The organism is Mycolicibacterium alvei, assembly GCF_010727325.1.
In the GTDB taxonomy this organism is placed as follows: domain Bacteria; phylum Actinomycetota; class Actinomycetes; order Mycobacteriales; family Mycobacteriaceae; genus Mycobacterium; species Mycobacterium alvei.
Genome location: NZ_AP022565.1, coordinates 785,971 through 798,975, shown reverse-complemented (window position 1 = coordinate 798,975; position 13,005 = coordinate 785,971). Strand labels below are relative to the sequence as shown.

General features: G+C 64.7%; 17 protein-coding genes. 9 read left to right on the top strand and 8 right to left on the bottom strand.

The window, feature by feature from the left end; translation table 11 throughout:
* Positions 1-17 precede the first annotated feature (17 nt).
* On the bottom strand, positions 18-1,736 hold the full coding sequence (locus tag G6N44_RS03800; protein ID WP_163661264.1) for a VanW family protein: 1,719 nt from the start codon (positions 1,734-1,736) through the stop codon (positions 18-20).
* Positions 1,737-1,914: 178 nt separating this feature from the next.
* Here G6N44_RS03800 and G6N44_RS03795 point away from each other — a divergent pair, with 178 nt between their 5' ends.
* The gene (locus G6N44_RS03795; protein WP_163661262.1) at positions 1,915-2,481 is read left to right on the top strand and encodes a dihydrofolate reductase family protein; all 567 of its coding nucleotides are present in this window, start codon (positions 1,915-1,917) and stop codon (positions 2,479-2,481) included.
* 10 nt (positions 2,482-2,491) lie between these two features.
* Here the strand turns inward: G6N44_RS03795 and G6N44_RS03790 are convergent, their stop codons facing one another.
* A complete protein-coding gene (locus G6N44_RS03790) occupies positions 2,492-3,448 on the bottom strand; it encodes a TauD/TfdA dioxygenase family protein (protein WP_163661260.1) in 957 nt (318 codons plus the stop codon).
* An 85-nt stretch (positions 3,449-3,533) separates the two neighbouring features.
* On the opposite strand from G6N44_RS03790, the gene G6N44_RS03785 reads away from it, so the two are divergent.
* The 3 genes from G6N44_RS03785 (at position 3,534) to G6N44_RS03775 (ending at position 5,430) form a co-directional block, all read left to right on the top strand.
* Complete coding sequence (locus G6N44_RS03785) at positions 3,534-4,268, top strand: IclR family transcriptional regulator (protein WP_163661258.1); 735 nt, start codon at positions 3,534-3,536, stop codon at positions 4,266-4,268.
* Between the two features lie 84 nt (positions 4,269-4,352).
* The gene (locus G6N44_RS03780; protein WP_163660017.1) at positions 4,353-4,685 is read left to right on the top strand and encodes a hypothetical protein; all 333 of its coding nucleotides are present in this window, start codon (positions 4,353-4,355) and stop codon (positions 4,683-4,685) included.
* Complete coding sequence (locus tag G6N44_RS03775; RefSeq protein WP_163661256.1) at positions 4,633-5,430, top strand: nucleotidyl cyclase domain-containing protein; 798 nt, start codon at positions 4,633-4,635, stop codon at positions 5,428-5,430. Before G6N44_RS03780 ends, G6N44_RS03775 begins: the two co-directional genes overlap by 53 nt.
* 9 nt (positions 5,431-5,439) lie before the next feature.
* Here the strand turns inward: G6N44_RS03775 and G6N44_RS03770 are convergent, their stop codons facing one another.
* From G6N44_RS03770 to G6N44_RS03760, 3 genes are all read right to left on the bottom strand, one after another.
* On the bottom strand, positions 5,440-5,712 hold the full coding sequence (locus G6N44_RS03770) for a hypothetical protein (protein ID WP_163661254.1): 273 nt from the start codon (positions 5,710-5,712) through the stop codon (positions 5,440-5,442).
* Positions 5,713-5,843: 131 nt separating this feature from the next.
* Positions 5,844-6,452: an LGFP repeat-containing protein gene (locus tag G6N44_RS03765; RefSeq protein ID WP_163661252.1), complete on the bottom strand. Its 609-nt coding sequence runs from the start codon at positions 6,450-6,452 to the stop codon at positions 5,844-5,846.
* A 140-nt stretch (positions 6,453-6,592) separates the two neighbouring features.
* The gene (locus tag G6N44_RS03760; RefSeq protein ID WP_163661250.1) at positions 6,593-7,021 is read right to left on the bottom strand and encodes a cellulose-binding domain-containing protein; all 429 of its coding nucleotides are present in this window, start codon (positions 7,019-7,021) and stop codon (positions 6,593-6,595) included.
* A gap of 301 nt (positions 7,022-7,322) precedes the next feature.
* Here G6N44_RS03760 and G6N44_RS03755 point away from each other — a divergent pair, with 301 nt between their 5' ends.
* Both G6N44_RS03755 and G6N44_RS03750 read left to right on the top strand, forming a co-directional pair.
* Entirely contained in the window at positions 7,323-8,438 is a 1,116-nt protein-coding gene (locus G6N44_RS03755; protein WP_163661248.1) for a hypothetical protein, read from the top strand.
* A 44-nt stretch (positions 8,439-8,482) separates the two neighbouring features.
* Entirely contained in the window at positions 8,483-8,713 is a 231-nt protein-coding gene (locus G6N44_RS03750) for a hypothetical protein (protein WP_163661246.1), read from the top strand.
* A gap of 16 nt (positions 8,714-8,729) precedes the next feature.
* On the opposite strand, the gene G6N44_RS03745 is transcribed toward G6N44_RS03750, so the two are convergent.
* A complete protein-coding gene (locus G6N44_RS03745; protein WP_163661244.1) occupies positions 8,730-9,233 on the bottom strand; it encodes a GNAT family N-acetyltransferase in 504 nt (167 codons plus the stop codon).
* A gap of 63 nt (positions 9,234-9,296) precedes the next feature.
* Complete coding sequence (locus G6N44_RS03740; RefSeq protein ID WP_163661242.1) at positions 9,297-10,055, bottom strand: alpha/beta fold hydrolase; 759 nt, start codon at positions 10,053-10,055, stop codon at positions 9,297-9,299.
* Between the two features lie 221 nt (positions 10,056-10,276).
* On the opposite strand from G6N44_RS03740, the gene G6N44_RS03735 reads away from it, so the two are divergent.
* The 3 genes from G6N44_RS03735 to G6N44_RS03725 all read left to right on the top strand — a co-directional run bounded on the left by G6N44_RS03735 (position 10,277) and on the right by G6N44_RS03725 (position 12,259).
* The gene (locus G6N44_RS03735; RefSeq protein WP_163661240.1) at positions 10,277-10,693 is read left to right on the top strand and encodes a DinB family protein; all 417 of its coding nucleotides are present in this window, start codon (positions 10,277-10,279) and stop codon (positions 10,691-10,693) included.
* Between the two features lie 80 nt (positions 10,694-10,773).
* Positions 10,774-11,685, top strand: a complete 912-nt coding sequence (locus G6N44_RS03730) for an MBL fold metallo-hydrolase (RefSeq protein ID WP_163661238.1) — start codon at positions 10,774-10,776, stop codon at positions 11,683-11,685.
* Between the two features lie 247 nt (positions 11,686-11,932).
* Positions 11,933-12,259, top strand: coding sequence for a hypothetical protein (locus G6N44_RS03725; protein WP_163661236.1), 327 nt, complete (start codon positions 11,933-11,935; stop codon positions 12,257-12,259).
* 30 nt (positions 12,260-12,289) lie between these two features.
* On the opposite strand, the gene G6N44_RS03720 is transcribed toward G6N44_RS03725, so the two are convergent.
* Positions 12,290-12,943, bottom strand: coding sequence for a hemerythrin domain-containing protein (locus G6N44_RS03720; RefSeq protein ID WP_163661234.1), 654 nt, complete (start codon positions 12,941-12,943; stop codon positions 12,290-12,292).
* Between the last annotated feature and the right edge of the window lie 62 nt (positions 12,944-13,005).

Sequence of the window (13,005 nt, the reverse complement as noted above, 5' to 3'; positions counted from 1 at the left end):
GACGGACGCAGCGGTCGTCAGCCGCCGCACACGACCTTGGGTATGGGGTCGTAGACGACAGTGTGGGAATTGGTGCGGGTTTGTCCGGTGGCGATGTCCCGCAGGGTGCGGGTGTCGGTGATGGTGAACCCTGGCCCGCCGCCGCTGGCGCTACAGGCTTCACCGGCGGGGATCCTGACGGTATTCGGGCTCGTCGGGCGGCTGCGCCCGCTCTGCGAGGACGTCACCTCGTAGCGTTTGATACCGACCAGCCGGACGGTGATGGAACTCGACGTCCACTCGGTTTGTATCTGCACCGACGTCGGACCGTCGTTGCGGAACTTGACGTCCAGCACGTCGTCGAACACCGTGGCTTCCCGGCCGGCCGGGTACCGACCGATGTAGTAGCTGTGCTCGTGGTGCTCGATGTCCTCCATGCCGGCGAAGTACCCGGCGTTGAAGAGGGTGGTGGCAATCTGGGACACCCCGCCGCCGACTCCGCGTGCAGGCCTGCCGTGTTCGATGATTCCGGCCTCGACGTAGCCCGACGCGGCGTTGCGGGGATTGGTTGCGGCGTTGAGGCTGAACGTCTCCCCTGGCTTGACCACGATGCCGTCGAGCTGCTGGGCAGCGCGCCTGATGTTCTTGCCGGAGTCACCGGAGAATCCGCTCGTCTGAAACTCGCCGATGACTTCGATGGGGCCGAGTTTGTTGATCTCGTCGAAGGTGAACATCGGCCGCTCGTCGACATACTTTGCGGTGATCTCGCGGTCGTCGGTGCTCGTGAGAACCGACAGCAGATCGTCAAGGGTCGCGTCGTAGTCGACTCGGCGGCCAGTCTGCTCGGGAACCTTGGCCGGCGGTGTGGCGGCGAAGTCGATGTCGGCGTTGCGGAGCGGGGTCTCCGACGCCGCCAGTTGGGGGCGGAGCTCGTCGACGATCAGGTTCTCGTTGATGTCCGGCACCAAGCGCCCGTCCTCGGCACGGAAGGTCAGCGCCGCGGCGATGGTGTCCTCGGAGATGACAGCCCGCGTCCCGTTACCGCCGCTGACCGTGATCGGCCCAGAGACAGCAGGTTGCGCAATGTCACGCACGACGGAGTCGACGTCGGCGCTGGTGATTTTCGGCGCGAGTTCCACGATCGGCAGGGCCACGGCCTCACCGCTTGCCCAGTCACGGTTGAACACGCCGACGGCGGCAGCGATGTCGAGTCGTCGGCCGATCTGCGGATCAGATGACACGGGCCGACCGTCGACGAAAGCGACGGAGCCCTCCACCGGGTCCTCGGCGACGGTGGTCCCGAGCTCCTCGAGCGTTGTGGTCATGGCCTGTTCGTCCAGCGACGAGGCCACCGCGATCGGGGTCTCCACAACGAACGAAGTGAGCCGGGTGATCGGGTTCAGGGGTTGCGCGCCGGCCTGATCGACCGTGGCGCGCGCGTCCAGGGTCAGGCCGATCGAGTTCGGATCTACCTCGGCTTCGACGCCTGCCACCGTCACCGGGATCGGGTGCTCGGCACGGGGGCCGACCACCTCGCGAAGGCGCTGCTCGGCAGCGTCAGGTGTCAGTCCGCCGAGCGAAACACCGGCGGCGGTCACCCCGCGGGGAACCTTTCCAGACGTGATCACCAGATCAACGACGTAGAACAATGCCAGTAGAACCAGCGGGACGCCGACGATCAAGAACAGGCGTCGACGCGAACGACCTCTCGCACTGGGCCCCTTCAGGGCACCCAGCACCAGCGTCTTGCCCTGCATGGATCGGTTCCTCAAATATCGTCAGGCCCGGTATGCCCGCGGCCGGCTTTGCTCAGACCGGCTTTTCGCACGGTGTGTTCCATGGTATCGGGTTGCTCGTAACGGCGTGGATCACACAAGTCGCACCAATGTGTGCGCGATCGCGATGAGTTTTGCCCTCCGGTGCAGTCTGACGTCCATGGGCAAACTCATCTATGGCTTCAACGTGTCGGTGGACGGCTACATCGCCGATGCACAGGGCAACATCGACTGGTCGGATCCGAGCGAAGAGGTGCACCAGTACTGGAACGACTTCGAGCGGGAGACCGCCCTGGCGTTCTACGGGCGGCGACTCTACGAACTGATGTCCGCATACTGGCCGACCGCCGACAAGGCTCCGGACGCCACCCCGCTGATCGTCGACTTCGCGCAGATCTGGCGCGACATGCCCAAGGTCGTGTTCTCGCGCACCCTGGAGTCGGTCGACTGGAACTCCCGCTTGGAACGCGGCGACCCGGTCGAGGTGGTGACGAAGCTGAAAGCCGAAACCGACGGCAATCTCGAGGTGGCCGGCGCGACGCTGGCCGCGCCTATTGTGCAGGCCGGACTGGTCGATGAGTACCGGATCGTGATCGCGCCCACCGCCGTGGGTGGCGGCACCCCGTTCTTCCCGACACTGCCGTCATGGATCTCGCTGCGATTGTTGGAGAACCGCACCTTCCCGTGTGGCACGGTACTGCTGCGCTACGAGACGAAACACGACTGATCGGCCGCGTTCAGACCGTCATCTCGAGGATCTTGTCGCCCTGTACGTTGCCCTCGAAGTAGCCCAGCCCGTAGTCCCCCTGGATCGTGGTGCGGTGCATGGTGCGCGGCTCGTCTGGATCGTGGCCACTGACGGCGTGCAGCATCCGCAAGTTGTCCCAGATCACCATGTCGGTGGCACGCCACGTGTGGAAGTAGGGCGTGATGCCGGCCAGCATCTCCCTGCACACCATTTCGAGCAGTTCGTCGCCTTCGGACGTCTCCTCGCCTTCGATGCCTTCTGCCATCCACGGCGAGATGTGGAGCACCTTCTCTCCGGTGTCGCGGGTCCACACCGCGGGATGGACGGCACGGGGAAGGTTCTTGCCGTAATCAATCGTCGCCTGTAGACGTACGTGCGGCTGGATCTCCCGGAACCCATCGGCCAGGCCGAAGCGCATCTCGGCGAAGCGCAGGTTCAGGGAGTAGAGGATGTTGCGATCCTCGATCTGCCTGCGCAACTCCGGCGACAGGATCTTGTAGAGGTGGATGCCGTCGGCGAAGCCGGTCTCTCCCCCTTCACTGACACCGGTCACACACCGCAGGACGCCCGCCAGGTTCAGTTCATTGTTGTAGCAATGGTCGAAATGCCATGGCAGCCATGAAGTGACTTCTCTGCCGTCGACCTCCACGATGTTGCCCTCGCGCGGAGCCTGGCCGATTTCGATGACACCGGGGTGTAGCGCTCCCCCAGCTCGCGGCACGGAGGGAACCGGATGGTCCTTCAATGGGCCGAAAACCTTGCTGATCTCCACCTGCAGTCCGCCGTCGGGCTCGACCTCCTCGAACAGGATCATCCCGCGCTCATGGAAGACGCGCCTGAGGCGGTCGCGGACCTGTTGGTCCTCCAGCAGTGCGAGCGTGACGCCGGTGACCCGCGCGCCGAACGATAGGTCCTCCCGGAGGGGTCTGACGTGGATGGATGACATGGCTCGTTTCCTTCTCCGATCGGGGTCCACGCCGTATCAATATATGATACGGTAAGTCACTATTTAACATTAGCGAGGTGAATGGATGGCCGTCAAGGGCAGTTCCACGGCTGCGCGAGTACTGACCGTGTTCGAAGCGGTGGCCGCCAATGAGCCTGTCGGTGTCGCAGCGCTGGCGCGGATGCTGGAAATCGACAAAAGTGCGGTGCAGCGCGCACTCGTGACGCTCTCGGATCAGGGGTGGATTCAGGCCCGCGAGGAGCAGATGACGCGGTGGGAGACGACCCCGCGCATCCTCAACATCGCCCATAGCTCGCACGCCAAGGCTGACCTGCGTCACAACATCCAGTTGGCGCTCGAGCAGCTCGCCATGCAGACCGGCGAGACCGCGATCTTCAACGAACCGGACGGCGCCCAGCTCGTGGTGTCACAGGTGGCGGAGAGTCGGCAGGAACTGCGGATGGTGCCGCGCATCGGTGCCGTCGTGCCCGCGCGCGACAGCGCCACCGGCCGTATTCTGTTGCCTTTCTTGAGTATTGAACGGCAGACCGAACTTCTCGGCGCACCGCCCGATGCGGAGTTCCTGGGCCTCCTCGACGCGTGCCGCGCGCGTGGGTATGCCGCCAGCAGCGAGGTGGACGCACCCTCCATGACCATCGCCGCACCGGTGTTCAAGGTCGACGGTCGCCCGATCGGCGTGGTGGCGATCAGCGGACCGGCCGAACGGATGTCACCGGACAGTCACTCCCGCCTGGCTGAGCTGGTGTGCCAGACAGCGAATCTGCTCTCGCACAACGTTCCACAGCCGGCCAGGTCGTAGAATCGGTACTCGACGTGGGTTTTACCCTATTTGGGCACTACCCATCGACTGCATAATGGGTAGGATGGCGTGAGGAGGTGGATGATGAGCAGCGCGCAGCCAGCCAGGCATTTCGTCACCGAGGTCGAGGTCGACCCGCGACGCCGAGTCACCTTGGGTAAAGCCGGCAAGCCCGGACACCGCCGCTACCGAGTAGAAGAAGACGACATGGGCGTGCTCACCCTGACACCGGTGGTCAGCGTGCCTGTCACGATGATCGCCGACCGTCTACGCAAGGCGGTTGCCCTTGCCGATGCCGGCGACCTGCGCCCACGCCCGGAGCGTTCGCGTTCCCAGCCGGAGGATGCCGCAACGGCCACAACCCGTGCGCCGGCCGCACGCCGATCCCGCACCGCAGCCGCCCGCCGGCGTGCCTGAGGGCAGCGGGTCGCTGCCCTCAGAACGACCGTTCCCAGGACCGGCAAGCCCGTTGGCCCGCGGCGGGCGCAGCTATACGCATTGCGCGGTCGGGTTCATCGACACTCTCGGCGCCAAGAATTTCGCCGGCAGCGACACGTTTCTCAACGCGTTGGCCTACATGGTCGACCTGCAGCGCAAGGTGGCACAGGCCCAACCGGGCGACGCCGTGCGAACCGTCTATTTCTCCGACAACATCGGCGCGTCGATTCCGTTGGCGGGCCTCGACGCCGCCGGCGCCAAACGGGCGGTCTGCCAGCTACTGCGCCTGTTGGCCGGCATTCAGCTCTACTATCTGCGCGACTTCGGAATCCTGTGCCGCGGCGGGGCAGCCGTCGGTGACTGCTTCCACAGCCACGACATGATCTTCGGCCCCGCACTCGTCGAGGCCTACCGACTCGAAGGCAGCGCGGTGAGCCCGCGCATCGCGATCTCCGACGAGGTGGCAGCGCTCGCCGGTGAGGACGTGGTGGCATTGCTACCGGCCGAGCCGCTCGTGGAAAACGGTAGAACCGTCGGTGCGGCCAGGGCAATCGACTTCATGCGTGCGGAATGCCCTACCCCGCCGGCTCGCACGCAGTATCTGGAGCAGTTGAGCGCCGTCATCACCGCCGGGTTGCGCCAGTCCGGCGCCACGGCGCGCAGCAAGTGGGATTGGACCGCAACGCAACTCGCCACACTTGACGCCGCAAGCTCCGCAGACTGATCAGAGCCGTCAGTCGGCGAAGACGAAATCCAGCACGATCGCGCCCTTGTCGGCGTCGAGCGACCAGTAGGTCCACAGGCTGGGAGTGCCGGCTTCGATCAGGGTGCGACGGATCTCGCGGCCGACCCCAGGCAGTGCGACCGGCTCGGCAGCCGCCCACGCGACGCCGGACTGGAACTCGATCTCATCGAGGACCTCTCTGGCACGCAACACCATCGCCATCCGATGGTGCGGCTCAAACAGCGCGTCCCACGACTCCTCTGCCAGCTCCGTCCACCACACGTCGAGATGCTACCGCGCCGGTCCGACACCGGGGCTCACAATCCGCCTCCTGCAGGGCACATGGCCAGTCCCCGTATATCGAAACGAAATCCCTATGCCTGCAACGTATTCCGCCCGCTCGAAGACCTGCGTTACAGCCCGGAGGGTACGACCTTGCCGTTGACCGTCACCTCGACCTGACGGGTCTTGGTGTTGTACGTGACCTTGCCGTGCTCGAACGTCTCCACGAGCAGATCTCCGTCGGCGTTCTCGTCACTGGTGGGGGCGCCCAGCGGACCCACCGAGCCGTTATCGCCGGTCACCGCAGGCACGCCTTCCTGGTCGCGTGGGACATTCCAGGCCTCCCGGATCTTGCCCCAGGAGATATATGCAGGTGTGCCGGCCTCGTCGTTCTTGGCGGTGATCACGCCCCCCTGGAACTGCTGGAACAGCACACCGCTCTCGCGTGCTCCGGCGTTGCGGTCACCTGTCAGTGGCTTACCGAGAGCATCCCGCTGATCCTCCGTTGCCGACGAGTACTTGGCAGCGATCGGACCGGTCAGCGTCACCTCGACATCTCGTTCCCCCATGAGCGTCACCTCGTGGGGTGGCGCAGGAGCTTCAGTCGCGGAGGTGACGATCAACTCGACCTGGGGCGGCACAGCTGTGTCGACACTCGCGCCATTGCTGCAGCCCGCAGCGATCAATGCAACGGCCGCCAGGCCGACCACTGCCGCGTTGCGATATGCGCTCGTCGTCATGGGTTTTCCTCCCGGGTCTTTATGTGGTGTGGGTCTAGCTGTGGCTGAACCCATACCCGGCCGGGACTATAACCGAAACCCCTCAATAGCGCGATGCACCGGACCATCGACTTGTCGGGGTTTGGCGCTCGCCGTCGCCGCTAGATACACCGATATTGCCCGTTGAGCACACAATTCAACGGTGGCACGTACGACCCGGACAGCACACCTCGCAGGCCACCCGTCGCGGTTCCACCGGGCGCGATGATGCGGTTCCAGTTCGCGGGCGTGAGCACATAGTGCGTGCCGTACCGCGTGAGGGTGCTACTCCAGGTGTGCGAGACGGATTCACCCATCGGCAAGTCGAATTCAAGCTTCCAATCGGATAGCGGCACCGTGCTCGGGTTTGTGATGGTGAAGTGGCCGATGAAGCCGGTTTGCCATGTCGATGACACCCACAACCTCGCCGCAGGTGCAGCCGCCTGCGCTACCGGGGCGATGACGAGTCCGGGGGTGGCCACTATCAACGCCGACATGATTACGTGAAGCACTGTGCGCCAGCGCTTCACGAATTTGTCCAATCCCGCCATGGTCGCCAAAGATAAGGCCCAACCTGCGATGCCCGCGCCGCGCATCGCAGGTTGGCTGCAGTACCTTTGCTCAACTGACACCTTCACGCAATCTCCGGCCTCCCTCGATTCTCTGAATGCTCACCCTCACCGGCGATCGCACGGATAAACTTCGTCAGCCGACGACGGCTGGGAGCATGCGGAGACCTGTGGCCATCCGCCGGACACTATGAGGACAGCCATGGGTCGGCACACCGCCTCGTATATCGCAGCGCAACATCGAGTTTCAGCCGGATCGACCGCTCCGGGGACGGCGATGTACGTGGGTCGCATCGGTCTGTTGGCGCTGGCCTTGGGCATCGGTGCTGTGGTGGCAGGAAGCACCGGAATCGCCAGTGCCGAGGGTTCCGCGGATAACAACACGGCTGGTCCCGCGGCACATTCGTCGGATTCATCGACCGGTACCAGGAAGGTCAAGGCACCGGCTTCTGTCGGACCATCTGGGGCCAAGGCACGCAAGCCCGGGTTGTCCAAGCGCATTCCGCAGAAGATCTCCACTGCCCCTCGGACCCGCTCACGCCTGGCTGCCACGCCGACCGCTCGTTCCACTCCCGCCGACTCCCCCACCACGAACCCGGCCATCGCCAATCCAGTCGCGGCCGCGGTCTCAGACGTCGTCTCCGCCTTCAAGGTCACGCCATCGGCGGGGAATACCGATGGTGCACCGGCAGTACCGATGCCGATGGTGCAGGCCGTGGTCCAGTTGGTCCACCGGGAAGTCGAACGTTTTGCCCTCGGCGCCAACCACTTGGAGCCGGCGATTGCGCCCGGGGCGCCGAGCCCGACCGATCAGGCCCCGACGGTCTACGGCAACATCGGCAAATGGATGCTGGAGCCCAACGGGCAGATCTCCGATTACGGTGGGCTGCCGTATCGCGGCAAGACGGTCTTGGAGCCGGTCAACGTCATCATCGTCGACCCCACGTCGACATCAGCTGCCGAGTCCGCGCGCAAGCTCAACACTGCGATGTTCTGGTCCGGTTTTCCCGCGCAGCCCATTCACAGCACCGGGTTCCGAGGCACGATCGACGACGTGACGTACGGGCAGCAGCCCGTCGGCCTCTTGGTGGGCTACTCCGACAATTTCTTCCTGTTCCCCAACAACCACGGCCGAATCTTTGGACCCGACCCGGTGGAGACCGACACCGGGTATGTCTGGAGTGGCTCGTTCAGCACCGAAGAGTTCGTCATCTACGAGCTGCTGCCCAGGCACGCCTACGTCTCATCCAACCTCGCCCGCAATGCGCTGGCGATGCGGCTCATCGCCAGCGGCCGGGCGACTTACGGCGGCATGGTCCCGTTGAACAACTCGTACAACACCGCCACCACGACAACCGGCGACCATGACGGCTACGCCGTGGTTATCGTCTTGAAGTAGACGCAACACCCCCGCGGTCGCCGAACCTTCACGTTCGTAACCGGGTGGCGGAGAAATTCGAGATCCGCCAGCATCGGCACAAGGTCGCAACCGCACGCCGGCGCTACGAGAAAGTCCTCGAGACCCTCGCGGCCGCGCAGCACGACCTCGAGGCAGCGGATGCACAACTCGACCTCGCACAACAGTCCGCCGAAGAGCTGCAGAACAGGTTGCGAACCGCCGAAGAAGCTGCGGTGCAGGCAGAATCGCAGCTGATCCGCCTCACGCGCGAGTGACGGTGCGGTTCAGGCGTCAGATGCCGAAGGCTTTCGCATATGCAATCTCACCGCGGGGTGCCGCCGCTTCAGGATCCAGGGTCAGGGTCAGGAAGTTGCCGTCCGGCGCTTCAAACGGCGCAGTGATACCGAGGCGCGATGCCGGGCCGAACCCGAATCGCGGGTAGTAGTCAGCGTGCCCCAGCACGACAACGAGGTTCTCCCCCAGTTGGCGCGCGCGCTCAAGCCCTGCGCGAATCGCTGCTGACCCGGCCCCACTTCGCTGGAGGTCGGGCAGGACCGCGCAGGGCCCGAGTGCGAGGGCGGGATGACCGTCGACGGTGCATCGCGTGAGCAACGCATATCCGACAATTTCACCGTTCACGTCGCAGCTGACGATGGACAGTCCGTCTATCCATGCGGTCGGGTCTTCTCGGAGCGCATCGACGAGGTTCGCTTCCAGCGCCGTGGGGAACGCGGCCGCGTTCACCGCGTGGATGCGGCCGACATCCTGTGGCTGTTCAACTCGGGTAGTCCACATATCCAACTTTCCACTCACCGCCTGTGTTTCATGCTATGTGAACCTTTCCGCTCCCTGGCCCCGTCAGCCCGCCACTATGGTCGACGAGCGTCTGAGATGCCGGGGGAAGAATCGGGTGTCGATCCGGTCCGTGGGCACCGGGTGATGCCGGCCCGGGAAGGCATGCAGCACTTTGTCTTCCGAGGCGAAGGCGCCGAACAACTCGAGACCGAATCCGCGCGGGATCTCCCTGTCGTCCCACGGGAGGAGGAACTCGACCGGGATGATTACCTGCTTCGCTGCCTCGAGCAGCGCATCGTGGGCGACTACCCCTCCGAAGAGCGCAGCAGTGATCCGAGGCTCGGCCGCGGCCAGCGGTATTCCGATCGCGCTCGCGAGCGTCATGCCCGAGTAGCCGATAGGCGCCCGTGCGTCGATCTCGGGCAGGGCTTGCACGGCATCGATCGTCGCCTGCCATTCGGGAACGGCGCGTTCGGCCACCGAGTGGCAGTACTCAGCGAGGCGCCGACCGAACGACGGGCTGCCTTCCGCCCGAGCCTGCTGGAAGGCGGTGACCAGGCGAACATCGGCTGGGCTGCGTGGCCGGTCGCCATGTCCGGGCGCATCAATCGAGACGACGTGAAAACCATCCGTGAGTACCGAGGAATGGGCCCGCGCTACGTGCCCTGGAGCCTTCTTGTCCAGGCCGCCGGGGTGACCGGCCAGGATCAAGGGCGCGCCGCCGGAGCTGGTCTCCGGTGACCAGAGCACACCGGTGATGTCGTCCAGGGTGAAGGTGCGTTCGATGACACCGTTCGACGATGTCTCAGAGCTGAAATGCATGGTGGTGCCTTTCGGAAGTGCCGTTGTTCGGGCGCTCCTGACGACACCTACCTCGATCGCCCGACCGTGAACGCGAGTGGGAGCACCCACAGGGTTACAGCGTCCATGGGTCTCACCTCCTCGCGTGCTGTCACGGTCGCTGGCACGCTATCAATCCGGCCGCGACCCCGTCCAACGATTTTCCGCGCACCTGGCCCTGGTGCCCCCAGCGCGCCACGTGAGTGATCGCGACCGCGTGTGGGCTGACCGAGGCCGACGCGCGCCGGCACCTCGTGACATCGCTGACGACGCCGATCTCGTTGATCAAGCATGCTGCCGCCGCTGAAAGAATTTGGTTCCAACGGTTCTGGGCCGGTCTCGACGAATCCGAATGCGACGGATACTCGAGGCGGGATGAGGGCACGTTCGCTGTCGCCGACGAGGAGTCACTCCCCGACGTGATCGCCGAGTTCGAGCGCGCCAGTCAACGATCTCGCGACATCGCCTCGCGCTTCGACCTCGACGCCACGATAGACATCCCTGCCGAGGGAACCGTGAGCATGCGGTGGACCCTGCTCGCCATGATCGAAGAGTTCGCGAGGCATGCCGGGCACGGCGACATCCTTCGCGAACAAATCGATGAGCCCCACTCTGGATAGTTCCTGCGCCCCGAGGACGTTCCCACGAGAAAGACAGGTCATTCGACAAGTCTTCAGTGCGGCCCTCAGGAGGAGACAACATGAGCGTGGACAACATCGCACAGGCCGGAAGTCCGGTCGACGAGTTGGTTCCGTCGCGCTATGCAGTGCAGGTCGGCGACATCGACGTTCTGGTGATCAGCGACGGCGTGCTGCCGATAACCGCCTCGACGTTGGCCACCAACGTCGAGCCGACCGAACTGGCGGGCTGGCTTGGCGACAATTTCCTGCCGCCCGAGGTAGTCGACTGGCCGCTGAACATCGTGGTGGTCCGTAGCGGCGCTCAGACCATCCTCGTCGACGCCGGGCTGGGACTGGAGTTCCCGGACTTTCCCCGGGCCGGTCAAACGGTCCAGCGACTCGAAGCCGCTGGTGTCGATCTCGGTTCCGTGACCGATGTGGTGCTCACTCACATGCACATGGACCATGTGGGTGGCCTGATCACCGAAGGGGTGAAGGAACGACTGCGACCGGACCTGCGGGTCCACGCGGCGGCGGCCGAAGCTGAGTTCTGGGAGTCGCCCGATTTCTCCCGCACCGTCATGCCGCAGCCGATACCGGATGTCCTTCGGAGGGTCGCCTCGCAGTTCTTGGATGACTACCGAGGCCAGCTACGGACGTTTGAGACGGAATATGAGGTGGCGCCGGGCGTACTCATCAGCCGTACCGGCGGCCACACCCCCGGGCACAGCGTGGTCCGTCTGGCGTCTGGCGGCGAGAAGCTGACCTTCGCCGGCGACGCCGTGTTCGCACCCGGATTCGATAACCCCGAGTGGCAGAACGGATTCGAACACGACCCCGAGGAAGCGGCCCGCGTCCGCGTCGAGCTTCTACGCGAGCTGGCAGCGACGGGAGAATCGCTGGTGGCCACCCACCTGCCGTTCCCGTCCGTCTGCCACGTGGCGACCGCCGGCGACGTCTTCCGGTGTGTACCTGCCGGCTGGGATTACTGATCGCCTGTCGTGATCGGCCGGCGTTTCCCGCCGGGAGCGCCGGCCACCCGCTTTCTGGACCATGTTGTCGCTCAACATTTTTGACATGCGCGTCAAAGTTCACGGCGGCGCCGGAGTTTCTTCCAGCGAAGTTACGGTTTCCACCCGCGGTAGGTGTGGAACTGCGAGCATGAGCGATGGCAGTGCGATGTCGGCAAACATCTAGCTGACTCGTTTGGCCGGGACGAAGGAGCGAACGATGCGTTCGATGATGACTTCTGAGCTGCGACACGTCCTGACAAGGTCTGCGGTGGCGACACTCTCGGGGATAGCGGTGCTGGGCGCGGTCACGCCGGTGTCCGCCGTTTCAGCGATACCCCGCATGCCCGCGGCTCTCGATTCCCCCACCAGCCCGGATGATCCGGCGTGCGCGACGGAGGGGTGGAATCCGGCCTGCTGGGGAGGCATGTACGACCAGACACCAGACGACGGAATTCCCGGGGACAACGCGGTTGACGGGGGCATACCCGCCCCGGCGATGGTGCCGAATGTCGACGGGTCGATGAGCCCACCCGGCACACCCGGGGCCATCTAGCGACGATGCTCCGCGCCGGCCCGACGCTGGCTAGCTCTGCACGGCGTATAACTTCTTCCGGTACGCCGACAACGAGCGCGAGCCCAGCGATTTCACCAAAACCCGTTGCGGCAGAGGTACTCCCGCCAGGAACGAGCGGCGATCTTCGGGGGAAGCGTAGTCCAGCACCAGACCGCCGAGTACGGTGCCCAATCGTGGATGTGTGGTCAGGAACGACGCTCCCCTCTTGACCGCGGCTCCCCACTCCTCGGGGGTCAAGTGCTGGACGATAACCGGTAATGCGTCGCGTTCCTCGTCATCGAGGTGGGCCAACACCTGTTCGGACAGCTGGGCGAACGACCCCCGTAGCCGTTCAGTGGTCGATCGTTGTACAAACTTCGTCCATGCCACGCGGTCAGCCTGCACCTCATCGAGCACCGTTGCGATCTGCCCGTGTTGACCTTCCATCCGTTCGATGTCGGATCTCCGATCCAGCGCCCTTGCCGACACGATCGGCCAGACGAGCTCATCTTCGGCCATGTGGTGGTGACGCAGCGCATCGGTCATCAATTTCAGATGGCGACCGACAATGCGCGCACGCGAGTTGTCGCCGGGCTGCACGCTGTCGATCAGCCACGCCAGCTCACCGAGTTCGCGGCGAAACACGCGGTGGACGAGCAACATGTCCAAGGCGTTGACCGGCATCTCGACCTCCCCTCGGTGAACGGCAACAACCGTTCAGGATCAGCTTGCGCCGGGCGCTGGCC

Bases quoted from the DNA above. Each gene is read 5' to 3' on its own strand.
- G6N44_RS03800 (WP_163661264.1), bottom strand. From the start codon at position 1,736: ATGCAGGGCAAGACGCTGGTGCTGGGTGCCCTGAAGGGGCCCAGTGCG.
- G6N44_RS03725 (WP_163661236.1), top strand. From the start codon at position 11,933: ATGATGACTTCTGAGCTGCGACACGTCCTGACAAGGTCTGCGGTGGCG.
- G6N44_RS03720 (WP_163661234.1), bottom strand. From the start codon at position 12,943: ATGCCGGTCAACGCCTTGGACATGTTGCTCGTCCACCGCGTGTTTCGC.
- G6N44_RS03740 (WP_163661242.1), bottom strand. From the start codon at position 10,055: ATGCATTTCAGCTCTGAGACATCGTCGAACGGTGTCATCGAACGCACC.
- G6N44_RS03730 (WP_163661238.1), top strand. From the start codon at position 10,774: ATGAGCGTGGACAACATCGCACAGGCCGGAAGTCCGGTCGACGAGTTG.
- G6N44_RS03790 (WP_163661260.1), bottom strand. From the start codon at position 3,448: ATGTCATCCATCCACGTCAGACCCCTCCGGGAGGACCTATCGTTCGGC.
- G6N44_RS03785 (WP_163661258.1), top strand. From the start codon at position 3,534: ATGGCCGTCAAGGGCAGTTCCACGGCTGCGCGAGTACTGACCGTGTTC.
- G6N44_RS03765 (WP_163661252.1), bottom strand. From the start codon at position 6,452: ATGACGACGAGCGCATATCGCAACGCGGCAGTGGTCGGCCTGGCGGCC.
- G6N44_RS03795 (WP_163661262.1), top strand. From the start codon at position 1,915: ATGGGCAAACTCATCTATGGCTTCAACGTGTCGGTGGACGGCTACATC.
- G6N44_RS03745 (WP_163661244.1), bottom strand. From the start codon at position 9,233: ATGTGGACTACCCGAGTTGAACAGCCACAGGATGTCGGCCGCATCCAC.
- G6N44_RS03780 (WP_163660017.1), top strand. From the start codon at position 4,353: ATGAGCAGCGCGCAGCCAGCCAGGCATTTCGTCACCGAGGTCGAGGTC.
- G6N44_RS03760 (WP_163661250.1), bottom strand. From the start codon at position 7,021: ATGGCGGGATTGGACAAATTCGTGAAGCGCTGGCGCACAGTGCTTCAC.